Source organism: Arcicella rigui (assembly GCF_034929435.1).
In the GTDB taxonomy this organism is placed as follows: domain Bacteria; phylum Bacteroidota; class Bacteroidia; order Cytophagales; family Spirosomataceae; genus Arcicella; species Arcicella rigui.
The window spans coordinates 57,522-80,544 of record NZ_JAYFUM010000011.1 but is presented as its reverse complement, the minus strand read 5'-3'; the positions used below and the strand labels follow the sequence as shown (position 1 = coordinate 80,544).

Annotated in this window: 21 protein-coding genes; 12 read left to right on the top strand and 9 right to left on the bottom strand. The window is 34.7% G+C overall.

The genetic code is table 11. The features are described from left to right. The first annotated feature begins 1 nt into the window (after window position 1). The 10 genes from VB248_RS11025 to VB248_RS10980 all read left to right on the top strand — a co-directional run bounded on the left by VB248_RS11025 (window position 2) and on the right by VB248_RS10980 (window position 8,740). Complete coding sequence (locus tag VB248_RS11025) at window positions 2–958, top strand: hypothetical protein (RefSeq protein ID WP_323296833.1); 957 nt, start codon at window positions 2–4, stop codon at window positions 956–958. A gap of 402 nt (window positions 959–1,360) precedes the next feature. Next, window positions 1,361–2,335, top strand: coding sequence for an N-acetylornithine carbamoyltransferase (locus VB248_RS11020; RefSeq protein WP_323296832.1), 975 nt, complete (start codon window positions 1,361–1,363; stop codon window positions 2,333–2,335). A gap of 72 nt (window positions 2,336–2,407) precedes the next feature. Then, entirely contained in the window at window positions 2,408–3,190 is a 783-nt protein-coding gene (gene argB / locus VB248_RS11015; protein WP_323296831.1) for an acetylglutamate kinase, read from the top strand. 95 nt (window positions 3,191–3,285) lie between these two features. Then, the gene (locus tag VB248_RS11010; RefSeq protein WP_323296830.1) at window positions 3,286–3,519 is read left to right on the top strand and encodes a hypothetical protein; all 234 of its coding nucleotides are present in this window, start codon (window positions 3,286–3,288) and stop codon (window positions 3,517–3,519) included. Between the two features lie 3 nt (window positions 3,520–3,522). Continuing rightward, window positions 3,523–3,897 carry a type II toxin-antitoxin system VapC family toxin gene (locus VB248_RS11005; RefSeq protein WP_323296829.1) on the top strand — a complete coding sequence of 125 codons (375 nt, stop codon included), beginning with the start codon at window positions 3,523–3,525 and terminating at the stop codon, window positions 3,895–3,897. Beyond that, a complete protein-coding gene (locus VB248_RS11000; RefSeq protein ID WP_323296828.1) occupies window positions 3,887–4,846 on the top strand; it encodes an ADP-ribosylglycohydrolase family protein in 960 nt (319 codons plus the stop codon). The genes VB248_RS11005 and VB248_RS11000 overlap by 11 nt, the downstream gene beginning before the upstream one ends. A gap of 20 nt (window positions 4,847–4,866) precedes the next feature. After that, window positions 4,867–5,946 (top strand): M20 family metallo-hydrolase, encoded by a 1,080-nt coding sequence (locus VB248_RS10995; RefSeq protein ID WP_323296827.1) that lies wholly within the window; start codon window positions 4,867–4,869, stop codon window positions 5,944–5,946. Between the two features lie 18 nt (window positions 5,947–5,964). Next, entirely contained in the window at window positions 5,965–7,149 is a 1,185-nt protein-coding gene (locus VB248_RS10990; RefSeq protein ID WP_323296826.1) for an acyltransferase family protein, read from the top strand. 22 nt (window positions 7,150–7,171) lie between these two features. Then, window positions 7,172–8,509, top strand: coding sequence for an argininosuccinate lyase (argH, locus tag VB248_RS10985; RefSeq protein WP_323296825.1), 1,338 nt, complete (start codon window positions 7,172–7,174; stop codon window positions 8,507–8,509). Window positions 8,510–8,599: 90 nt separating this feature from the next. After that, window positions 8,600–8,740: a hypothetical protein gene (locus tag VB248_RS10980; RefSeq protein WP_323296824.1), complete on the top strand. Its 141-nt coding sequence runs from the start codon at window positions 8,600–8,602 to the stop codon at window positions 8,738–8,740. 243 nt (window positions 8,741–8,983) lie between these two features. On the opposite strand, the gene VB248_RS10975 is transcribed toward VB248_RS10980, so the two are convergent. Then, window positions 8,984–9,772, bottom strand: coding sequence for a LytR/AlgR family response regulator transcription factor (locus VB248_RS10975; RefSeq protein ID WP_323296823.1), 789 nt, complete (start codon window positions 9,770–9,772; stop codon window positions 8,984–8,986). 74 nt (window positions 9,773–9,846) lie between these two features. Here VB248_RS10975 and VB248_RS10970 point away from each other — a divergent pair, with 74 nt between their 5' ends. Beyond that, window positions 9,847–10,395 carry a GNAT family N-acetyltransferase gene (locus tag VB248_RS10970; RefSeq protein WP_323296822.1) on the top strand — a complete coding sequence of 183 codons (549 nt, stop codon included), beginning with the start codon at window positions 9,847–9,849 and terminating at the stop codon, window positions 10,393–10,395. Window positions 10,396–10,739: 344 nt separating this feature from the next. On the opposite strand, the gene VB248_RS10965 is transcribed toward VB248_RS10970, so the two are convergent. From VB248_RS10965 to VB248_RS10930, 8 genes are all read right to left on the bottom strand, one after another. Further along, window positions 10,740–11,831 carry a hypothetical protein gene (locus VB248_RS10965; protein WP_323296821.1) on the bottom strand — a complete coding sequence of 364 codons (1,092 nt, stop codon included), beginning with the start codon at window positions 11,829–11,831 and terminating at the stop codon, window positions 10,740–10,742. A 669-nt stretch (window positions 11,832–12,500) separates the two neighbouring features. Then, entirely contained in the window at window positions 12,501–13,697 is a 1,197-nt protein-coding gene (locus VB248_RS10960; RefSeq protein WP_323296820.1) for a PQQ-binding-like beta-propeller repeat protein, read from the bottom strand. Next, on the bottom strand, window positions 13,694–14,275 hold the full coding sequence (locus tag VB248_RS10955; RefSeq protein ID WP_323296819.1) for a hypothetical protein: 582 nt from the start codon (window positions 14,273–14,275) through the stop codon (window positions 13,694–13,696). The genes VB248_RS10960 and VB248_RS10955 overlap by 4 nt, the downstream gene beginning before the upstream one ends. Before the next feature lie 326 nt (window positions 14,276–14,601). Then, window positions 14,602–15,702 (bottom strand): hypothetical protein, encoded by a 1,101-nt coding sequence (locus tag VB248_RS10950; RefSeq protein WP_323296818.1) that lies wholly within the window; start codon window positions 15,700–15,702, stop codon window positions 14,602–14,604. A gap of 643 nt (window positions 15,703–16,345) precedes the next feature. Further along, entirely contained in the window at window positions 16,346–17,575 is a 1,230-nt protein-coding gene (locus tag VB248_RS10945; protein WP_323296817.1) for a hypothetical protein, read from the bottom strand. A 479-nt stretch (window positions 17,576–18,054) separates the two neighbouring features. Further along, window positions 18,055–19,125: a sensor histidine kinase gene (locus tag VB248_RS10940; RefSeq protein ID WP_323296816.1), complete on the bottom strand. Its 1,071-nt coding sequence runs from the start codon at window positions 19,123–19,125 to the stop codon at window positions 18,055–18,057. A 43-nt stretch (window positions 19,126–19,168) separates the two neighbouring features. Next, window positions 19,169–19,813: a hypothetical protein gene (locus VB248_RS10935; RefSeq protein WP_323296815.1), complete on the bottom strand. Its 645-nt coding sequence runs from the start codon at window positions 19,811–19,813 to the stop codon at window positions 19,169–19,171. A 151-nt stretch (window positions 19,814–19,964) separates the two neighbouring features. Next, complete coding sequence (locus VB248_RS10930; protein ID WP_323296814.1) at window positions 19,965–22,169, bottom strand: TonB-dependent receptor; 2,205 nt, start codon at window positions 22,167–22,169, stop codon at window positions 19,965–19,967. Window positions 22,170–22,313: 144 nt separating this feature from the next. Between VB248_RS10930 and VB248_RS10925 the strand changes: the two genes are divergently transcribed. After that, the gene (locus tag VB248_RS10925) at window positions 22,314–22,859 is read left to right on the top strand and encodes a hypothetical protein (protein WP_323296813.1); all 546 of its coding nucleotides are present in this window, start codon (window positions 22,314–22,316) and stop codon (window positions 22,857–22,859) included. Window positions 22,860–23,023: the final 164 nt, after the last annotated feature.

Below are 23,023 nucleotides of genomic sequence, written 5' to 3'. Positions count from 1 at the left end.
AATGGCGTATCAATTTATCGCATCTCATAATTTTTCTTTCGTTCCAGCAACGAACTTTTCTTTCGCTCGTTTTTTATTTAACGAAGCCGAACATTTAAAGCAACAGGGTGGGGAAGAGGTCTTTACTTTTTATTGGAAAAACATTGAAAATCAACTATTTGAAGCTCGTTTTTCAGTAATCTTATTCAATAAAAATGGCTTTTCTCCACTAAAAGCAACCTTTGGCGGTGTTGAATTTAGCGAAGAACTTTCTGAAGCATCTTTAATGTCATTTTTAAAGTCTGTGACTTTGGCTCTTCCAAAGATTGATTCTTTGGAAATTACACTTTGTCCAACCAATTATTTGACGGAAAAACAAGTTCAAATGCTTGAAAACTGTTTGAAAAATCTGGATTTCAAAGAAAAGTACAGTGACCAAAATTACTATATCAACGTAAGTGAACGTCCATTTTACCAAGTACTACTTTCAAAACGATACAAACAATTATTACGAAAATCAGAGCGTTTGGGTTTCAGCTTTCAAGCCTGTCGAAATCCCAATTTAAAAGAAATTCATGCTTTTATTGCTCGTTCGAGAGAACGTAAAAACCGACCTATGACCATGACTTTGGAAGTACTTGAACGATGCTTCCAACTTTTTCCAACACAATTTTATGTCTTCACCCTAAAAAAATCTGAAAATTTATTATCTGTGGCAGTTTGTATTAAAATTAGTGAACATTCACTTTATACTTTTTATTTGGCAGATAGTGATAAATACTTAGGTTTTAGTCCGTCAATTGGCTTGCTTTCAGGTATTTATCAATTTTGTCAAGAGAATAAATTTCGGGTTTTAGACCTTGGAATAGCCACAGAAAAAGGAAAATTAAACGAAGGATTAGCTTTTTTTAAAGCACATTTAGGAGCGGAGAGTAGTCTCAAAAAGACGTTTTTATTAACTTTTGAAAAAAAACTTTAAAAAATTGAGATAAATACGTAACCTTTTTAGATTTTTTACGTATCTATATAAGAAATATGTTATTTGTTCTTAATAAGATGCAGATATTACTATATTTTGGTGTGTTAGTGGCGATATGGCGATTCTCTCTGAGGTTCGCCATATTTATTTTATAAGCATTCCTTTTTTGTACTTCTCTTTATCTCAAGCTTCTGAGTATTTCTATTGGTATCCTGCTTTTAATGTTTAAAACGTTTTTAACAGTTTTAACAAAATCGTGTATTATTTTAACATTTGAATTAACTTTGTATGATACATTAACTTCTAATTACTCATTATGAGCTTAATTAGGAAAGAGAAGATTCATTGTTAGGAAAAATCTGGTAATTGTCATAAACCCAGTAATTAATCACATAATAAAATATGCAACATTTTCTATCGGTCAAAGATGCTATTGATGTACAAGCACTTGTAAAAGAGGCTCTATTATATAAAAAAGCTCCTTACGCAGATAAACATATCGGTAAGAATCGTACAATGGGTCTTTTATTTTTCAACTCAAGTCTTCGTACTCGTTTAAGCACGCAACGTGCCGCACAAAATTTAGGTTTAGAACTAATTGTGATGAACGTTGGACAAGATGGCTGGGGCTTGGAGTTTGAAGATGGAGCTATTATGAATGGCAATAAAGCCGAGCATATCAAAGAGGCTGCACCAGTAGTTGGACAGTATTGCGATATTGTTGGTATTCGTAGTTTTCCCGGTTTAGTTGACCGTGAAGAAGATTATTCAGAAAAAGTATTGAATCAGTTTGTAAAACATACAGGTCGCCCGATTGTAAGTTTAGAGTCTGCTACTCGTCACCCTTTGCAATCTTTGGCTGATTTAATTACGATTGAAGAATTAAAAACCAAACCACGCCCCAAAGTAGTACTTACTTGGGCCCCTCACGTAAAAGCTCTGCCACAGGCTGTGCCAAATTCATTTGCAGAATGGATGAACGCCGCTGATGTGGATTTTGTAATTACTCATCCAGAAGGTTATGAGTTAGCTCCTGAGTTTGTAGGCAATGCCAAAGTAACTTATAATCAAAAAGAGGCTTTTGAAGGAGCAGATTTTATTTATGCTAAAAACTGGTCTTCGTACAATCAATATGGACAAATTTTGAATCAAGACCCTGCTTGGATGGTGACGATGGACAAAATGAAATTGACCAACAACGCCAAATTTATGCACTGTTTGCCAGTACGTAGAAACGTAGTGGTAGAAGACGCTGTTTTGGATTCGCCAAATTCAGTGGTAGTTCAGCAAGCAGGTAATAGAATTTGGTCGGCACAAGTAGTGTTGAAACAAATCTTGTTGAAAATCATCAAAGAAGAAAGTCCTTATTTATTCTAAATATAGATTCAACCCACAAAACATGAGCAAGAGGAATTTTAGACGATTTTCTCTTGCTCATCTTTTTAACTTATGAAACTAACGGTTGTGAAAATTGGTGGGAATGTCATTGACAATCCTGCTTTTTGTGAACAGTTTTTAAAAGATTTTTCAGATATACCTGCTCCTAAAATTTTGGTTCATGGTGGTGGAAAAGTAGCCACACAAGTAGCTGAAAAATTAGGTATCGAAACCGTAATGGTGGAAGGCAGAAGAATCACCGACAAAGCCATGTTGGACGTAGTAACGATGGTTTATGGTGGTTTGGTGAATAAATCATTGGTAGCACAAATCCAGCACTTTGGCGACAATGCCATTGGTTTGACAGGTGCAGATGCAGGCGTAATTCTGTCTAAAAAACGCCTTGTAAAAGCAATTGACTATGGCTTTGTAGGTGATATTGAACAGGTAAATAGTACTTTTATTGCCAGTTTGTTGGAACAAGGCATTGTACCTGTTTTTGCTCCGCTTACTTACGATAAAGAAGGCAATATGCTAAATACCAATGCCGATACGCAGGCTCAGGCAATTGCCGTAGCCATGACAGAAACTTATGAAGTAAATTTGGTATATTGTTTCGAGAAAAAAGGCGTATTGTCAAATCCAGATGATGACGATTCAGTCATTTCAGTATTGAAACCTGCTGATTATGAATCTTATAAAGCTTCTGGTGCGATAAATAAAGGAATGATTCCTAAATTAGATAATGCTTTCAAGGCTTTGACCGACGGCGTAGCACAAGTAACTATTTGCCATGCCAGAGAAGTGAAATTAGCGGTGAAGGATGGTATTGCAGGGACAAAAATTATTCAATAGCTTAGTAATCAGGATTTTAATTTTTCTCCTTTTTTTAGCAAAATATTGTAAAGCCATTATTTAAAATTATTTTTACCAAATAAAACTAAGAAATAATGAACGTTACATTTGAAGTAAATAGCCAAGCTGAATTGGATAAACTTTTTTTACTTTTCAAATCATTGAAATTTGAAAACGTAAAGGTAATTTCATCTGAAACGAAAACTAATACTTTGATTACAAAAGGAGATAAATCTTTAAATCCCAGAGATTTATTTGGAATATGGGAATCAGAGCCTCGAAGTTTAAGTGAAATTAGAAGTCAAGCTTGGAAAAGAAACTGGGAGTAGGCAATGGTACTTTGTGATACAAACATCTTTATAAGTGCCTTTAATGGCAGGCAAGATACAATTAGTGAACTTGATAAAATTGGTTTTGATGATATTGTTATTTCATCAATAACCTTGATGGAACTTTATCAAGGAATGCGAAACAAGACTGAACTTGCTCAAATGAAGAAAAAAATGAAGTATTTTGATGTAATTGATATTGATGCCGAAACTTCAAAATTAGCTACTGATTTGATTGAAAACTTCAAATTAAGTCATGGTTTACTGATTCCAGATGCTATCATTGGTGCTACCTCTGTAATTCATCGAATACCTCTTTTTACTTATAATCTAAAAGATTTCAGCTTTATTCCTAATTTGGATTTGTATGGAATCTAAGATTTTTCTTAAAAACTCAAAAATGCACAGTAAAGGACTACTTTTTGGGATTGCTACTGGCGATGCTCTGGGTGTACCCGTAGAGTTTATGAGTCGTAAACATTTACAGGCTAAACCCGTAGTAGGAATGCGTGAATACGGTACGCATCATCAACCCGCTGGTACTTGGTCGGATGATACTTCTATGTCGTTTTGTTTGGCAGAACAGCTAATTGTTGGCTATGACTTAGAGCAATTAGCCGAGCGTTTTTGTAAATGGTATCAATACAATTATTGGTCTGCTACGGGAACAATGTTTGATATTGGCGTTTCTACTCGGAATGCCATCGACAAAATGCTAAAAGGAATTTCGCCACTTCTTTCTGGAGAAGCCGACGATTACTCAAACGGAAATGGTTCGTTGATGCGAATTTTGCCCTTGGCTTTTTATCTCAAAAATAAAGCTATCGAACAACGTTTTAGTATAGTAAAAGAAGTATCAAGTATCACTCACGCACACATCCGAACTATTATTGGTTGTTTCTTTGCCGTTGAATTTGTCATAAATCTGTTAAAAGAAGAAAACAAATTTGAAGCGTATTACGAAACCCAAAATACTGTTCGAGATTATTTGCATTTGATTCAGGTGAAAACGCAAGAAATAGAGCTTTACAATAGAATTTTGTTCGACGATATTTCAGCGATTCCTCAAGAAGAAATTTTTTCATCAGGCTATATTCTTCATACTTTAGAAGCCAGCCTTTGGGCATTTCTAACAACCGATAATTTCAAAGATGCCGTTTTGAAAGGTATTAATTTGGGCGACGATACCGACACCATTGGTTCTGTAACGGGCGGAATGGCTGGTTTGTATTATGGTTTCGACCAAATTCCTTCCGAATGGATTCACCTTTTAGCTCGCAAAGAAGATATATTTGACCTCACTGAGCGGTTTTCCAAACTTGGATAATTCGCAAGCCATCCAAAAACATGACCTTACAACAACAACTTACCCAAGACGCTATTGTTCTTTTAAAACAACTTATTGCCACACAATCTTTTAGCCGTGAAGAACAACAAACAGGAGATATTCTTGAAGAATTTTTTAGAGAAAGAAACATTCCTTTTCGTAGAAAAATCAATAACCTTTGGGCAAGAAACCAACATTTCAATCCAGCCTTGCCAACTGTATTACTAAATTCCCACCACGATACTGTAAAACCTAATCCTTCTTGGACATTGAATCCTTTTGAACCTTTGGTCAAAGACGGAAAACTCTTTGGCTTGGGGAGTAATGATGCAGGTGGTTGTTTGGTAAGTTTATTAGCTACTTTTTGTTATTTTTATCATAGAAGTGATTTAAGTTTCAATGTACTTTTTGTGGCTTCTGCCGAAGAAGAAATTTCGGGTGTAAATGGTTTGGAATTACTCTTGAAAGAAAACGACTTACCAGAAATTTCCTTTGCCATCGTTGGCGAACCTACCGAAATGCACTTGGCAATTGCTGAAAAAGGTTTGATGGTTGTAGATTGTACTGCCCACGGAAAAGCAGGACACGCCGCCCGTGAAGAAGGCGACAATGCCATTTACAAGGCTCTTCGTGATATTACTTGGATTAAGCAATATGAATTTCCGAAAGTATCGCCTGTGTTGGGAAAAATGAAGATGTCTGTAACAATTATTAATGCAGGTAAACAACACAATGTAGTGCCTGATACTTGTACTTTTACGATTGATTGTAGAGTAACCGAGCAATATACTTTAGAAGAAACTTTGGCGACGATTCGCCAAAATATTGGCTCGGATGCACAAGCACGTTCTATTCGTTTGAAGCCTTCTTCGATTCCTTTAGAGCATCCGATTGTTCAAGCGGGAATTAAAATGGGAAGAAATACGTATGGTTCGCCCACGACTTCCGACCAAGCGGTTTTGGATTGTCAGTCATTGAAATTAGGGCCGGGACATTCAGGTCGTTCGCACACTGCCGATGAATTCATTTATTTATCAGAAATTGAAGAAGGAATAGATTTGTATATCAAAATGTTAGGTGAAGTAATCATTTCAAAATAAATTTTAAACTCAAAAACGATGGCTCAATCATTATTACCGAATCGACTTACTTCAGCAGATGTGTATCGTGGCTTTGTGATGTTTTTAATGATGGCTGAGGTTTTGAGTTTTGAAAAAGTTTCGGAAGCTGTACCCCAAAGTACTTTTTGGCACTTTTTAGCATTCAATCAATCGCACGTAGAATGGATTGGTTGTTCACTGCATGATTTAATTCAACCTTCATTTTCTTTTTTGGTGGGTGTAGTTTTGCCTTATTCGGTAGCCAATCGCTTGCAACATCAAGAGAATTTTACCAAAGTATTCAGTCACGTGCTTTGGCGTTCTTTGAAACTGATTTTGCTGGGTATTTTCCTTCGTTCTCAGTGGAAAGAACAGACAAACTTTACTTTTGAAGATACACTTACCCAAATTGGTTTGGGCTATTCTTTCTTATTTTTATTGAATTTCCGTTCTCAGAAAATACAAATTGCCACTTTAGTATTCATACTTCTGGGCTATTGGTTGGCTTTTGCTTTGTATCCTTTGCCTGAGGCTAATTTTGATACCACAAGTGTTGGCGTTGCTAAAGATTGGTCGCATCATTTATCAGGATTTGCCGCTCATTGGAATAAAAACACCAATTTAGCTTCCGACTTCGACCAATGGTTTTTGAATCTTTTTCCAAGAGAAGAACCCTTCGTTTTCAATGGCGGAGGCTACGTTACGCTCAGTTTTATTCCTACTTTAGGTACAATGATTTTAGGGCTTTTGGCAGGAAATATCTTGAAAGCCAATACTTCGTCGAATGAAAAATTAAAGACTTTTATCATTTTAGGTATTAGCGGTTTGGTGTTGGCATCAATCTTAAACGCCCTTGGAATTTGTCCGAATGTAAAAAGAATCTGGACGCCTACTTGGGTACTTTTTAGTGGAGGTTGGTGTTTTCTGTTAATGGCATTTTTTTATCGGACAATAGATGTACTTCAAAAAGGGAATTTTGCTTTTTTCTTTTTGGTGATAGGGACAAATTCCATCGCAGCTTACGTAATTGCCCACACGATTGATTCTTACATTGCGAAGTCATTATTGATTCATTTGGGGAAAGATTATACCACAATTTTTGGTATTCCATATCAAAGCTTGGTGCAAGGAACATTAGTTTTAGGTTTTGAATGGCTAATTTTGCGGTGGATGTATCGTAAAAAGATATTTATAAAGGTTTAAACGAAATATAAAAGATAAAAAATTGAGCAAACTCTGGCAAAAAGATAATGTTTCGGTAAATGAAAAAATTGAAAAATTTACCGTTGGGCGTGACCCCGAATTTGATGTACTCTTAGCTGAATTTGATGTGTTGGGTTCTTTGGCTCATACGCAAATGTTAGAGAGTATCGGCTTGCTTGAAAAAGGCGAATTAGCCGAAATTCAGCAAGAATTAAAAGCGATATACCAAAGTATTCAAGCAGGTGATTTTACGATTGAAGAAGGCATCGAAGATGTGCATTCACAAGTAGAATTGATGCTGACTCGTAAATTGGGCGAAGCTGGAAAGAAAATTCACTCTGGACGTTCGAGAAACGACCAAGTTTTGGTGGATTTAAAACTCTTTACTCGGGCTCGTTTGCAAGAAGTAGCAGAATCTTCTAATCGTTTGTTTGAATTGTTACTTGCTTTGAGTGAAAAATTCAAAGATGTATTATTGCCGGGTTATACGCATTTGCAAATTGCCATGCCTTCAAGTTTTGGTTTATGGTTTGGGGCTTATGCCGAAAGCTTGGTGGACGATATGGAAATGTTGCAAACGGCTTATCGTTTGGCAAATAAAAATCCATTGGGTTCTGGGGCTGGCTATGGCTCGTCTTTCCCTTTGAACAGAACCATGACTACCGCATTGTTGGGTTTTGATAATTTGCATTACAACGTAGTGTATGCCCAAATGTCTCGTGGTAAAACCGAATTATTTGCCACCACTGCCATTGCTCAGTTTGCTTCAACGCTATCGAGATTGGCGATGGACATTTGCTTGTATAATTCTCAGAACTTCGGTTTCATTAAATTACCCGATGAAATGACGACGGGAAGTTCGATTATGCCACACAAGAAAAATCCTGATGTGGCGGAATTATTAAGAGGAAAAACAAATCGTTTGAAAGGACTTCCCAACGAAATTATGCTGGTTATGGGCAATTTACCTTCGGGTTATCATCGTGAAATGCAGATTTTAAAAGAAATCTTAATGCCTGCTTTTGATGAAATTTTGAATTGTTTAGACATGACTTACTTCATGCTTTCTAACATTCAAGTAAAAGAAGGCATTTTAGACGACGCTAAATATGATTTATTATTTTCGGTAGAAAGAGTAAACGAATTAGTGTTACAAGGCGTACCTTTCCGTGAAGCTTATAAAATTATTGGCAACGAAATCAATTCAAATACTTATACGCCTAACCGTGATTTAAAACACAGTCACGAAGGAAGTATTGGCAATTTGTGCAACGAGCAGATTTCTGAAATGATGCAAGAAGTAATAGCTAAATTTGGTTTTGATAAAGTACAAAACGCCATCGAAGATTTACTGAAATAAACATTTTTTTAGCCTCAGTGATTAAAAAAATCATTGAGGCTAAAACTAATCGAAACAGAATGGCGTTAATTGAGAAATCATTTATTTACATTGGAAACAAATCAAACCCCACCCAAAAAAGATTTTCGTTCATGGCTCAAACGCTTAGGTTGGGCAGGTTTTTTCTTTTTCTTAATCAAAGGATTACTTTGGTTAATTGTACCTTATTTAATAGCCAAAGGAATTTTTTAGTTGTGAATGAGTGAGTTAGTGAATTGTGATTGAGTAAGTTGTGATTGAGTGAATTGTGAATTAGTGATTAATTTTTCTTCCAGTCTCAAAAAATCAAAATTTTTGTCTCTTTCATCTTTAAGTCCCAAAGTCGCAATAAAATTTTTATCTCTTGCTTTTTGCCTCTTTTGTCTTCCAGCCCTAAAGTCTCCAACAAAAAATCTTGTATCTTGCTTCTTGTCTCTTTCGTCTAAACAAAAACATCTAAATCTCAAACAAAGCCTTAATCGCTTCCCCAAAAGTACCGCCAGAAATCATTTTACTTTGAGCTTTATCTTTCATCGTAATTTGAAATTTTCCATTGAAATGCTTCTCAATTTCCTTGATTTTCAAAGTATTAACAATATTTGCCCTACTAATTTGTAAAAACTGATTAGAAGGCAATTTCTCTGCAAGAATAGAAATGGTGTAACTCGTCAAATACTTTTGTCCATCAAGTGTTATCAGAAATACATACTTATCGTCAGCCTCAAAATGACTAATATCTTGTAAATCAATTAATAAAATCTTACTCCCCGTTTTTACAGAAATAGAACTAATTGATTTTTTAGGCTTCATTGCCTCAATCATTTTCAAAAGATTATCATTAAATAAATGCTCTTGATTGTTCGCTTGTTCAAATTTGGCTTTTGTATTGGCTTGCCAAAGTTTAAGTTTTTGCACTGTTTTGTCTAATCTTTCATACTCAATGGGTTTGAGTAAATAGTCAATAGAATTTTCCTCAAAAGCTTTAATCGCATACTCATCAAAAGCCGTGGCAAAAACTACCAAAGGCATAAAAGTAAGGCGAGAAAGCATTTCAAAGCCCGTCATCACAGGCATTTCAATGTCTAAAAAAATCAAATCGGGGCGAAGCGTTTCTACCAACGAAAGCCCTTCTGCACCATTATTGGCTCGTCCGATTATCTCAAAAGTATCTGTATATTTGCCCAGCAATCTTTCAAGGCGATTGATAGCCAGTTTTTCGTCGTCGATAAGTATTGTTTTAAACATAGATTTTTCACACGATTTGCCAAATCGCTGGTTAATTTTTGATATACACGATGTGGCGAATCGTGGGAAATGGGATGATAGAAATATATTCAGAACGATTAAAATTAATTCCTTTAGATAATGATTTACTGACGCTCTGGTTTATCCAAAGTAGAGAAAAAATGGAGCGACAATTAGGACTGAATCCATCTAATTGGCAAATTGAAGATTTCTTCAAAGCCGAAACTTTGGATGCTTTAGTAAATTTCTGGCTTCCGATGACTGCCGAAAACCCTGATAACTTTTTTTGGTACACCAATTGGGAAATCGTTTTGGTTGCCGAAAATATTTCTATTGGCGGCATGGGTTTTGCGGGTTTTCCAGACCAAGATGGCGTAACGATGGTCGGCTATTTTATTGATGGAAAACACCGAGAAAAAGGTTATGCGAGCGAGGCCCTGAAATGTTTGTTAGACTGGGCGAGCCTTGAACCTTCTTTAAAAACCATTCTTGCCGATACGCCATTTTTTAATTTACCTTCACAAAATGTACTTAAAAAAGCAGGTTTCCGAGAATTTGGCATTGCCGAAGTACACCATATCGAAAAAATGCAAGTTAAGAACTGGAAATTGGAAATAAGATAGAATTTTAGCCTTGAGCTATGAGCTTTGAGCTTTTTTAAATTAATGCTTGCTCAAAGCTCATAGCTCAAGGCTCAAATACACTTACACTGAGTTCTAATACAGCATTTCCGACTATCAACTCAATTTGACTGAGCTTTAACTCAGATTTATTGAGTACTGACTCAGTTCAAGTGAGTAGGTACTCGGATTTTTTGAGCTTCAATACAGTTTTGGTGAGCTTTAACTCCATTTCTCTGACTCTTAACTCAGATTTTGTGTATTACAAGTCAGAAAATGTGTATTAGCATACAGCTTTTCTGAGTTAAGACTCGGAATTTGTGAGTTAAGGCTAAATCTTCTTTACTTCATGCTTGGGAATATTCATTTTCTTCTATTTTTTCAAAAACATGTAAAGTTCCGTGTGTATCTAATACATATAGCTTATCACCGTCTGACTGGGGAGCTTGAGCTAAAAAACGTGCAGGCATATTTTTAACTGGCGGTAGTTTATATAGTTCTAAATCTTTAGACCAAACTACTTCCATTGTTGCCCTATCAAACACGCCTACATAATTAGGTGAAAAACGGCTACTGGTTCTGGTAGCAACAAAATAAACATGACTTTCACTAAAGGTATTGCTACTAAAATTCCAATCTGTTTCAGTGTTGTCCGTAACAAAATTTTTTTTGCGTTCAACCCTAAGTGTGTTTAAATTTATTTCTGCATAAATTCGATTTTCTAAAAAACAAAGCAATCCATTGTTACCGTCAAAGTAGGGGGAAAGTGCATTGACTTCCTGAAAGATTTCGTCAATATCTTCCAGTTTGAAGTATTGTAATACTTTTCCTGTAAGGAAATCAAGTGAAGCATATTGATTGCCATCAAAACCTACCCAAAGTTTATCTCTCCAAACCCCAAACACTTGGCGTATCATACCTTGGGCAGGTTCATTACTTACGCTCAGTATTTTGCAATATTCACTTAAATCGCTTTCCCATAAGTAAGTGCCTGATGTGAGGGAAAGAGATTTAAGAGTAGTTTTACCAATATTTATGATTAATTGATTTTGGTATCTAACTCTTACTCCAAAATCAATGTCTTTTCTTATTGTTTTTTTAGAAAATGTTATCAAATCAAGTACTATTAATTTTTTCTCATAAGTGATTAAATCTACATACTCATTTGCAATGATTTCCCGTCCATTATAAGTCTGGTAATGGGGGCTTACATGACCGATATATATATCTTTTTTTGTTTCTGTATTAAAAACTTTTTTCCCTGTTCTATCTCCATAGAAAAAGTAACATTTATCAAGAAAGTAACCTGCAATGGAAACGTTTTCTATCATTACTTTATCTCTAAAAAAAAGCTTTTCTGATTTGCTCACATAATTTAGTTCTTGAGAGGAAACATTAAAATCTAATATTTCTATTTTGTTATATAGTTTGTATTTCATCGTGATTTAATAAATCCATAAATACTGGAATTAGATATATTTTTAGTAAGAGTTAAAAATCTTGATTGATATTCAGCTTTATCTTCAATGCCTGGATTATTCGGAATATCATTCCACAAATTACTCCTAAGTCCTACATTCCCCCAAATAGTTTCAAATACTTTTTTACCTTGTACGGTAAGGGTTTTAGTAGGAGCATTAGAATCATCACAATTTTCACAAAAAAGCTTTTGGAATTGCTTTTTGATATTTTCTTCTTTTGGCGTAGTGTTCTAAACTACGTCTTGCGTACTGCAATGTTACATTGCAAAAATGCAGAGCATTTTATGGTTATGTCCTCAAAGTTGGGAGCAAGTCCACTTAAACTGAGTTCTAATACAATATTTCCGACTATCAACTCAATTTGACTGAGCTTTAATTCAGATTTATGGAGTACTGACTCAGTTCAAGAGAGTAGGTACTCGGATTTTCGGAGCTTCAATACACTTTTAGCGAGCTTTAACTCCATTTCTCTGACTCTTAACTCAGATTTTGTGTATTACAAGTCAGAAAATGTGTATTAGCATACAGCTTTTCTGAGTTAAGACTAAGTCTTGAGCCTTGAGCTATGAGCTTTGAGCTTTTTAATTTAAAGTTCGCTCAAAGCTCATAGCTCATAACTCACAGCTATCAATTATCTTCTAAATCAAAAATTGTTAAATAGGATTCTTTACTAATGGCAAAGTGCTGATACTGCATGTGTTCTCCATCAAATTGCGACTTGCTGTATATCTTGCTCCAATATAATGGGTCTGGATTTTCTTCACTTTCTATTTGTTGCGATATTCTGGATTGTATAAATAGCTTTCCTTCGGCTATAAACCAGTTACTATTAGCATTTGCCTCATAAGATTGTTCAGTTAAATATGAAATACGTTTATTGACAGTATCAAACTCCATAATCTTGACCATTGAACTATGCCATGAATTGATTATAAAATAGATTTTGTGTTTCCATTGCAAAGCATTCTGAAATCGAGGATAATCTCCAGTGCCTTCGTAATGTCTTAGTCCATTCAGTTCTATATAGTTTGGATGTTTAAAAATGCTATTATCATACAATACTTCGCCAGTCAGAGCGTCTATTTCTATGAATGTGATATTATCATTTTCACTAAAGTTGTTTTCTGGTCCACTCCAGCCATAAAACAGGTAAATGTAGCCACTTGCTTGGTTAAGTACAGCATTGGCTACTTCTGTGTAGTGATTTACTCGCCATAATTCTTCTCCAGTATTTTTATCAAGCCCCAAGATTGTTTTTCCACAAGCACAAATCAGTATATTGTTTATATCACCAATAAATTTATCCAAATTGACGATGCCTAATTCATTAAAACTGCGTTCCCAAAGGGTTTTTCCTGTGAGAAAGTTGTTATGACAAACTTGATTCGTTTGCGATGTTTGAAAAATTTCGTTTTTTTGATTGATAAATATTGTTAATCCATATTTTTCTCTGTTTTTCCATAATTCTTGTTTTGAGTTTAAATCAACCCAAAATCCACCAGTCTGAAAATTCAAATAAGTACCATATGCAATACCATTTTCATTAACAATTATTGGTCTATATACTTTAATGTTATCAATCAAAACTTGATGTATATTACCTTCTTGTATTAAAAAGCACCCTTTATTAGAATCTTTAAAGATTACATAATTATTAAAAGAGAAAAAAACACCATAAGAAAGAACATAATCAATTCTATATTCTATTTTTAAATTGGTATAATCTGTTATTGAAATATAATCCAAATTATTTAAGTACAATTTGTTACTACTTATAAACATTAAATTCCAATTATTGCAAATATGTTTTATTAAAATTTTCATATATCAGACTGTATTTTGATAAAATTGTATAATTTAGTTGAAGTGTTATTGATAACTTTATTTACAAATTCTATATCGTCTTCTAAATTTTCAGGTAAAATATTGGATTCTTTTCCTAAATAATTAAGAAGCCCAATATTGCTCTTCCTCAAAAAATCAAACAAAGCATTAACATCATTCCCATTTTTATCTTTGATAGTGGTTTGGAAAAGGGTTTGGAATTTACTTTTAGCTCCATTTAAGGTAATGCCTCCATTTCGAAATTTGAAGATATATACAAAATCATTCATTGTACTGGCGTTTTTAAAATAGGAGAAAAGTTGAGTTTTAAAGCCACTTTCTTTAGTAGTTGGCACACTATTTTTAATTTCGTAAAAGCTAATATATTTGAAAGTAGCCCAGTTTTTCAGTTCAATGTTTTTGTTCCCACTATTATTTATCCTAATATCAAGTCTATGGTCATCTTTATCCTCTACTTGGTCATTTTCTTCTTGGATAGTTGCTTCAAATTCAACTATATTTTGCGTACTCCCTCGCTTCTTGGCGTAGTGTTCTAAACTACGTCTTGCGTACTGCAATGTTACATTGCAAAAATGCAGAGCATTTTATGGTTATGTACTCAAAGCTTGGAGCAAGCCCACATAAACTGAGTTCTAATACAATCTTTCCGACTATCAACTCAATTTGCCTGAGCTTTAACTCAGATTTATGGAGTACTGACTCAGTTCAAGTGAGTAGGTACTCGGATTTTTTGAGCTTCAATACAGTTTTGGTGAGCTTTAACTCCATTTCTCTGACTCTTAACTCAGATTTTGTGTATTACAAGTCAGAAAATGTGTATTAGCATACAGCTTTTCTGAGTTAAGACTCGGAATTTGTGAGTTAAGGCTAAATCTTCTTTACTTCATGCTTGGGAATATTCATTTTCTTCTATTTTTTCAAAAACATGTAAAGTTCCGTGTGTATCTAATACATATAGCTTATCACCGTCTGACTGGGGAGCTTGAGCTAAAAAACGTGCAGGCATATTTTTAACTGGCGGTAGTTTATATAGTTCTAAATCTTTAGACCAAACTACTTCCATTGTTGCCCTATCAAACACGCCTACATAATTAGGTGAAAAACGGCTACTGGTTCTGGTAGCAACAAAATAAACATGACTTTCACTAAAGGTATTGCTACTAAAATTCCAATCTGTTTCAGTGTTGTCCGTAACAAAATTTTTTTTGCGTTCAACCCTAAGTGTGTTTAAATTTATTTCTGCATAAATTCGATTTTCTAAAAAACAAAGCAATCCATTGTTACCGTCAAAGTAGGGGGAAAGTGCATTGACTTCCTGAAAGATTTCGTCAATATCTTCCAGTTTGAAGTATTGTAATACTTTTCCTGTAAGTAAATCAAGTGAAGCATATTGATTGCCATCAAAACCTACCCAAAGTTTATCACCCCAAACCCCAAACACTTGTCGTATCATACCTTGGGCTGGTTCATTACTTACGCTTAGTATTTTGCAATAGTCACTTAAATCTGTTTCCCATAAGTACTTACCTGAATCGAGGTTAATGGATTTTATATGACTTCTGTAATATATAAATAATGTTTTATAATTGACAAAACATAACTCCCAATCATAATTCTCAATGATTAGAAGGGTTTTGTTTTCCGACAAATCAAGGTAATATAATTGATTTTTGAATTTAGCATCTACTAAAAGAGCTAATGTCTCATCATTCTCTCTGTGATTTATAACAATTTTATTTTCAAGAATTAATCTATCTTTATTCTTAATATTGAAAATATTACAATTTGTATTTTGATTAAATAATAGAACATCATTTACAGTATAAAAATCATCTCTAATATCTATTTCAATTATTTCATCATTAGCAAGAAGTCCTGTTTTATTACCAATAATTACAAAACCACCTTTAGCCTTGTACTGAAACACATCATGTTTCAAATCTTTTAACATATATCTCATATTATCTTGATTTAATAAAGCCATACAATAACGAACTATTAATATTGGGAACAAGTACTTCTGTAAAATATTTTTCTGAATCCGTTTTATCTCTATTGCTGAAAACTCCTTGTCTCAAACCATTTGAGCCATTGGTACCCACATTCCCCCAAATAGTCTCAAATACTTTTTTGCCTTGTACGGTAAGGGTTTTAGTAGGAGCATTGACATCATCACAATTTTCACAAAAAAGCTTTTGGAATTGCTTTTTGATATTTTCTTCGCTTGGCGTAGTGTTCTAAACTACGTCTTGCGTACTGCAATGTTACATTGCAAAAATGCAGAGCATTTTATGGTTATGTACTCAAAGCTGGGAGCAAGTCCACATAAACTGGGTTCTAATACAATATTTCCGACTATCAACTCAATTTGCCTGAGCTTTGACTCAGATTTATGGAGTACTGACTCAATGTAAGTGAGTAGGTACTCGGATTTTCGGAGCTTCAATACAGTTTTAGCGAGCTTTAACTCCATTTCTCTGACTCTTAACTCAGATTTTGTGTATTACAAGTCAGAAAAAGTGTATTCGCATACAGCTTTTCTGAGTTAAGACTAAGTTATGAGCCTTGAGCTACGAGCTTTGAGCTTTTTTAATTAAAGTTCGCTCAAAGCTCATAACTCACAACTATCAATTATCTTCTAAATCAAAAATGGTTAAATAGGATTCTTTACTGATGGCATAATATTCACTATACTCTTTTTCACCATCCATTCTTGGAATAGAAATAGCTCTACTCCATTTGTCATTTTCTAGATTGTCTCTACTTGCTACTTTTTTACATATTTCGCTATTGATAAACAATTTTCCTTCTGCTACAAAAATAGAATTGGTGGTAGCATAAAGCTCATCTGATACTTTTGTCACACGTTTTTGGATGCAGTCAAATTCAAAAACATTCGCTAACCAACTTGTTCCAGTAGGGTTGACCAAAAAATAAACTTTTTCTTTCCACTGAACAGCATTGTGAAACCTTGGATATTTCCAATCTTGCTCCGTTCCTAAATTATCTATTGGTTGGTAATTAGGATGTTTGAAAATACTTTTATCATAGAGAATTGTACCAGTTTTAGCATCAATTTCTAAGAGGATTAAACTATTATTTGAACCACTATCAGCCCAACCATAAAGCTGATACAAGCATCCTGTCGATGGATTAAGTAATGTATATTGAGCTTCAGAGCGATGTCTAAGTTTCCAGTGTATCTCTCCAGTATTTTTATCAAGCCCCAAGATTGTTTTTCCACAAGCACAAACCAGAATATTATCAATATCTCCAATAAATTTATCTAAACTGGTGATTCCTAATTCTTTAAAACTGCGTTGCCAAAGGGTTTCTCCTGTGAGAAATTGAAGACCTAAAAATGCTTTTTCTTTACCTTTTGCTCCGTATTTATCAATTTTACCATCTAAATATACAACTTTGATAATGATATTTTCTTCAAAGCTATAGTCCTTGTAAAAAGAATATAGCTCTCTTTTCCATAAGATATTTTGTATTTGCAAACTGATAATTCCTTCGATAATATTAGTCTCATTTTTTAGGTAAAAGCCAACATAATCTAAAGTTGCATACCATAGGAGGGAATATTTTTGGTGTTGAGTAAAACCTTTAATATTTACTTCAGTAATTTCTAAAGAATTAAAATCAAATAGACAATTCCCGATTGTTAACTTATCTCCAATGATTTTTGATTCCTCTATGACAAACTCTTTCGTATCTTTAGTCCAAATTATATCTAAATTTTCAGAACTTTTACATCCAAATTGTTTCCCACCATTATAAGGCTGAAAATAAAAGAATCCTTTTCTATATTTCCCCAAATTACCATTTAATATTATTGCTTTATTTTTTTTCATCGCTTACAAATCTGATTGAATTTTGATAAAAGAATACAATGAGCTACTTGTTTTATTTACTATTTCATCTTTGAAATACAATAATCCCTCGCTTGGCGTAGTGTTCTAAACTACGTCTTGCGTACTGCAATGTTACATTGCAAAAATGCAGAGCATTTTATGGTTATGTACTCAAAGCTTGGAGCAAGCCCACATAAACTGGGTTCTAATACAATATTTCCGACTATCAACTCAATTTGCCTGAGCTTTGACTCAGATTTATGGAGTACTGACTCAGTTCAAGTGAGTAGGTACTCGGATTTTCTGAGCTTCAATACAGTTTTAGCGAGCTTTAACTCTATTTCTCTGACTCTTAACTCAGATTTTGTGTATTACAAGTCAGAAAATGTGTATTAAGCCTTGAGCTATGAGCTACGAGCTTTGAGCTTTTTTAATTAAGGTTCGCTCAAGGCTCACAGCTCATAACTCACAGCTCACAGCTAAACCGAGCTAACTGGCAAAGTAATAATCACCACTTTTTCAGGCGAATTACTCAGTTCCATCGAAGCCGTTTCACCAGAAAGTAAGCGAAGTTTATCTTGGATTGACTTCAAACCATAGCCCGAAAAAATATTGTCTGGAAAAGGCACACCATTATCAAAAATCTTGATTTTTAAGTTTTCTTCTACTTTATCAATCCTGATTTTTAGTACACCAATCCCTGCAATTTTAGAAATGCCATGTTTGATGGCGTTTTCGATAATTGGTTGTAACAAAAATCTTGGGATTTTATATTTTCTAAACGCCTCATCTTCAAACTCCACAGAGTAAACCAAACGTTCATCGAAACGGATTTTTTCAATCTCCAAATAGGTCTTTACAATTTCTAATTCGTTCTCTAAAGTATCATAATGTTCTTGACTTCTGCCTGTGGAATATCGGTAGAATTTAGAAAGATTCAGCACCATGTGTTCGGCTTTGTCGGGGTCGTCATGCACCAGTGAAGCAATAGAATTTAAGGAATTATACAAAAAGTGCGGATTGATTTTTGCCTCCAATGCCTCCAATTCTGCCCGAATTTTTAGGTCGTTGAGTTGTAGTAATTGATATTCCTGTTCAGTCATTTTGATAAGTCTTGTGCGTTCGTGGGTAAACCAATAATAAATAATATTTACACCCAATAGCGGCCCAAGTACAAATAAAATATCATAATTATCTCTGGCATAATTGGCTACTCTTACGGGTTCGCTTTCTTGAAAAAAGCTATATAAAATTGAAAAACTGAAAAATTTCAACATTGCCGAAGCGATGGTACACAAAGACAAAAGGCTGTGGCGGAGTATTGGAAATTTACTGGAAGGAAAAAATCGGATAAAAAACCAGCACAAACTAATCATCATAGTAGCATCGTAAATATTGCTGTAAACGATATTGATGAAGAAATCTTTGTATTGATTTTTCCCTCTGAGAATACCAATGATAAAGTAAATATGACCATTAAATGCCATTACGGTAAAGAAACTCAGCAACCAGAATCTTCCCCAAAAACTTGATTTTAATTCTTTTCCCATAAAAAAGGCATGACGACCCTCACGCCGTCATGCTTGATATATTTTAGTTACAGGCTTTTGCCATTTCTTTGATTTGCTCTTGTCCCCAATTCGGATAAATTGGGCTTGTTGCTTTGAAGTTAGCGAATTTTTCCAAAGCTTTCTGAATTTCAGGACAAGCATTTTTTGCTCCGCCTCCAAATTGCTCAGGTGTATAAAAAATCATTTGTGCTTTCAAGGCGTAAGCTCTTGGGTTTTCTGGGTTAATACTCTTTGCTTTGGCAATCGCCGCCTCGAATGCTGAACCAAATTTCATGTAGCGAGCTTGTCCGTCAACCGAAATTCTCATCATCGCAATTTGGGCTTTTAATACTTCTACTTCGTCCAGATTACTTACTTTTTGTTGTGCTAATTTTTCGATAAATGAATCAGCTTTATCTAAGTACTTGTCGATTTCGCTACCGCTTTTTTGCTGAATCGCTATCACAGTATAAGTAAGACCAGCATAATAATTAGGTAACCATTCAGCCGATTCCGAACTGGCAATTCTTTCAAATTTATTGGCTACTTCTTGGTAAGTTGTAATGTCTTTGGCTTGCCCAAATTGTACTAAAGTTTCAATCATTGCTTTGTTAAAGCGTTCGTTATCAGTAGCTTTTGAAGTAAAAATTGTTAAAACTACTGCGAAAATTAAGAATAGATTTTTCATGTTTTTGTCGTTTATTTAATTGTTAAATGATTGCTGTTTTGATGTTTTAAAATTAGTTGAAGCTTCATTTCGGATGAATCTAAATCTGACGAACTGAGTATTTCTGGGAGTGAATTGTTGATTTTTTAGCGTGAAAAACAATTGCTTTTTGTTAGTTTTTACGCATATCTTCTGGCAATACTTGTTTCTTTGAAATTGTGATAAAAGTACCAATCATAAAGGTTCTGTAAGCCACTGGTCTTACTTCTGTGCGAGTTTTGCCATCGGCAGAGTAGCGATAATTATAGACATTGTGCGTTCCTAAAACATTATCAATCGAGAAGTAAACCACCATAAAATTGCCTTTAATATTGGTCAGGTAATTGAGCCAAATACTGGTATTATGTACATTTGGCGTGCGGTCGGCTAAGAAAACTGGATTGTTTGGATTGTAGTAGGGGCGACCACTCGTGAAAGAATAAGTACCCGAAACCGTCATCATTGGCTTTGCGATATACTGTTTGTAAATCACATTCAAATTATGATTTGAAACAAAAGTGGGTTGTGTTTCCGTCAAGTAATTGCCCGACAAACGTTTTGCATCGCAATAGCTGTAATTCACCCACAATTGTCCGTTTTTGAAAGATTTATTATCTCTAAAAAATACATCAATACCTTGTGCAAAACCTTTTCCGCTGTTGTCGGTTCTGCCGTTCGGGAAGCGTTGCGGATTGGCATCAAAATAGTTTTCTTGTTCGGCATATTCACGCACTAAATTTTCATATTTTTTGTAATAAGCCTCTACTCTGAAAGTACGGTTATCTTTTATTAATTGATAATTCAGCACCGCATGATTTGCCTTTTCGAAGCCCAATGTTTTGTTGTAATAAAAATATTGATAGTCGGGTGTTTGGTAAAAACTACCACCAGCCACCGAAACCTGAGAGTAAAGTCCTGTTTTGTAAGCTAAAGAAAACCTTGGAGCGAGGTTGAAACTCGAAGCCAAAGAAGAGTGTTCGGCTCTGATTCCGATTCTTCCTGCCAATTTGCGAGTAACATAAAATTCAGATTCAGAGAAAAGAGCTTTGAAATTATCTGTTAATTGATACGTTTTTTTATCACTGCTACTTTGTTCAAGTGTTAAACCATACTGAGCGATATGTCCTTCTGTACCGAAAAGTATATTTGAATTATTGTCAAAAGATTTCACTAAAACCGCTCTGAACTGTGAACGCTGTTCTGTTTTTTCAAAAGCATCAGTATTTACACGCAACAAATCTTGGTTATAAGAATAGGAAGCCCCAGATTTGAGAACCCATTCCGCATTTTTGTCTAAGGCTTTCTGATAAGTACTTGTCAGTAAAAGATTATTGTTTTTGATACCAAATTTTGACAAACTAAGGTTTTGTTCTGTATTCGTAAACATCATGCCCGATTCACTTTTCGCATAAACCGCATCAATTTTGAAATTAGCATCAGCCGAAGGTTTTAGGCGATACGAAGCCGAAGCATTGATTTGTTCTGGAATTTTTATCCAATCTATATTTTGCGGATACACTTTGAACAAAGGCGTAAGGTTATTATAAGCAAGCGTTCCACTCAAAGAATGATTTTCCGCCAAATGTGTATAAGCTGTCGATATTTGTGCCAAGTTGGCGTTTATCGTGTAGCTGGTTTCGGTAGGCAAATCGGTGGTGTTCATCAACAAAACTGCCGATAAAGCCTGACCGTATTGTGCCGAGTAACCACCCGTTGAAAATGCAGAACCTTTGAATTGAAAAGGAGCAAAGCGAGAGCGAGAAGCCACATCAGGCGAAGCGGTGTTATAAGCGTTCTGAACCGTAAGTCCGTCAATTAAGATTTTTGATTCCTGAGCCGAACCACCTCTGACAAACATTCCCGTAGATTCTCCATTACGTTGCGACCCAGGCGTTAGCAAAGCCATTGTTTGGGTAATGTCTGCTCCGCCGCCTGCGGTAGTCACAATGTCCAAAGGTTTGATTAAGGTCGTTTTCTTCTCGTCCGAGGCCTCAAAAGTACCAGCCGTTACGGTTACGGTATTGAGTTCGTTCGCCATTTCAACCAGTTTGAAGATTACTTCCATACTTGCCTGATTCAGTACAAGGGTTTTGTTGCTTGTTTCAAAACCAACAAAAGTACAGACAAGTATTTGCTCGCCTTTTTCAGAAGTATTGAATCTGAAATTGCCCTCAGCGTCGGCAGTAGCTCCGTCGTAAGAGCCTTTCAAAGAAATATTTGCTCCGGGCAAAGCTTTGCCTTTTTCGTCAAGTACTTTGCCTGTTACGAGTGTTTGAGAAAATACTTGAGTAGCAATAAATAAGAAATAGAGGATTAACAGATAAGTAAAGGTTTTCATCGTCGTGTTGTTTATTTGATGCTTCAAAACAAGTTCAAAAAGTACTTTTCTTGAATTGTTTTCCGACGAATTGGTGATTATCACAGATGAACTCTGTATTTTTAGGAGGGAATTTTTAAACGAAATACAAGCTAAAACCTTTTTATGAAAATTTTTAATCACAAACTTAATATTGAACTGCTGGTGGGTACTGTGGCTATTCTTACGAGTGTTATTTCAATTTTTATTTATTTAGAGCAATTAAAAATTTCGAGAGAACAGCAAAAAGCTTCCGTATATCCATACTTATGGTTGAATAATGGACTCTTAGATAAAAATTATTTTTACTTTAAAGCTGAAAATAAGGGCGTTGGCCCTGCTTTTATTAAAAAGATAAAAATTAGTTTTCAACACAAAGAATATGATAGCTTTCAACAACTTTTCACGAAAGAATGGCAAAAAAAGAATGGAAGTACGCATAATCATTTTCCATTTTATTTTGAAAGCTTGGAAACTGGTAGTGTGCTGAAAGAAGGAGAGGAGTTGACCTTGTATTCTTTAAAATATGAAGAGACACTTGCCAATTATTTGAAGTACCAAGTGGTTGACGATACTACCTTTCACTATCAAATCTGGTACACCGACGTATATGGTAGTTGTTTTTTGAACCAAGACAATAAAATCAGTGTTAAGGAAAAGTGTCTGGAGTAAGTAAAAAGACTCATCAATAAAGGCATGATTTTTGTAGAAATATTGAACTAATATAACAATTTGATAGCTTTCTCCGTTTTAACAATTACCCGATAATTACTATTTTATTTATATTTTAATTATAACTTAACAATTGATAATAAAATATAAAAATAGTTCTGTAA

Bases quoted from the DNA above. Each gene is read 5' to 3' on its own strand.
- VB248_RS11020 (WP_323296832.1), top strand. From the start codon at position 1,361: ATGCAACATTTTCTATCGGTCAAAGATGCTATTGATGTACAAGCACTT.
- VB248_RS10950 (WP_323296818.1), bottom strand. From the start codon at position 15,702: ATGGCTTTATTAAATCAAGATAATATGAGATATATGTTAAAAGATTTG.
- VB248_RS10945 (WP_323296817.1), bottom strand. From the start codon at position 17,575: ATGAAAAAAAATAAAGCAATAATATTAAATGGTAATTTGGGGAAATAT.
- VB248_RS11000 (WP_323296828.1), top strand. From the start codon at position 3,887: ATGGAATCTAAGATTTTTCTTAAAAACTCAAAAATGCACAGTAAAGGA.
- VB248_RS10940 (WP_323296816.1), bottom strand. From the start codon at position 19,125: ATGGGAAAAGAATTAAAATCAAGTTTTTGGGGAAGATTCTGGTTGCTG.
- VB248_RS10965 (WP_323296821.1), bottom strand. From the start codon at position 11,831: ATGAAATACAAACTATATAACAAAATAGAAATATTAGATTTTAATGTT.
- VB248_RS10935 (WP_323296815.1), bottom strand. From the start codon at position 19,813: ATGAAAAATCTATTCTTAATTTTCGCAGTAGTTTTAACAATTTTTACT.
- VB248_RS10975 (WP_323296823.1), bottom strand. From the start codon at position 9,772: ATGTTTAAAACAATACTTATCGACGACGAAAAACTGGCTATCAATCGC.
- VB248_RS10990 (WP_323296826.1), top strand. From the start codon at position 5,965: ATGGCTCAATCATTATTACCGAATCGACTTACTTCAGCAGATGTGTAT.
- VB248_RS10930 (WP_323296814.1), bottom strand. From the start codon at position 22,169: ATGAAAACCTTTACTTATCTGTTAATCCTCTATTTCTTATTTATTGCT.
- VB248_RS10960 (WP_323296820.1), bottom strand. From the start codon at position 13,697: ATGAAAATTTTAATAAAACATATTTGCAATAATTGGAATTTAATGTTT.
- VB248_RS11010 (WP_323296830.1), top strand. From the start codon at position 3,286: ATGAACGTTACATTTGAAGTAAATAGCCAAGCTGAATTGGATAAACTT.
- VB248_RS11005 (WP_323296829.1), top strand. From the start codon at position 3,523: ATGGTACTTTGTGATACAAACATCTTTATAAGTGCCTTTAATGGCAGG.
- VB248_RS10995 (WP_323296827.1), top strand. From the start codon at position 4,867: ATGACCTTACAACAACAACTTACCCAAGACGCTATTGTTCTTTTAAAA.
- VB248_RS10925 (WP_323296813.1), top strand. From the start codon at position 22,314: ATGAAAATTTTTAATCACAAACTTAATATTGAACTGCTGGTGGGTACT.
- VB248_RS11025 (WP_323296833.1), top strand. From the start codon at position 2: ATGGCGTATCAATTTATCGCATCTCATAATTTTTCTTTCGTTCCAGCA.
- argB (WP_323296831.1), top strand. From the start codon at position 2,408: ATGAAACTAACGGTTGTGAAAATTGGTGGGAATGTCATTGACAATCCT.
- VB248_RS10970 (WP_323296822.1), top strand. From the start codon at position 9,847: ATGATAGAAATATATTCAGAACGATTAAAATTAATTCCTTTAGATAAT.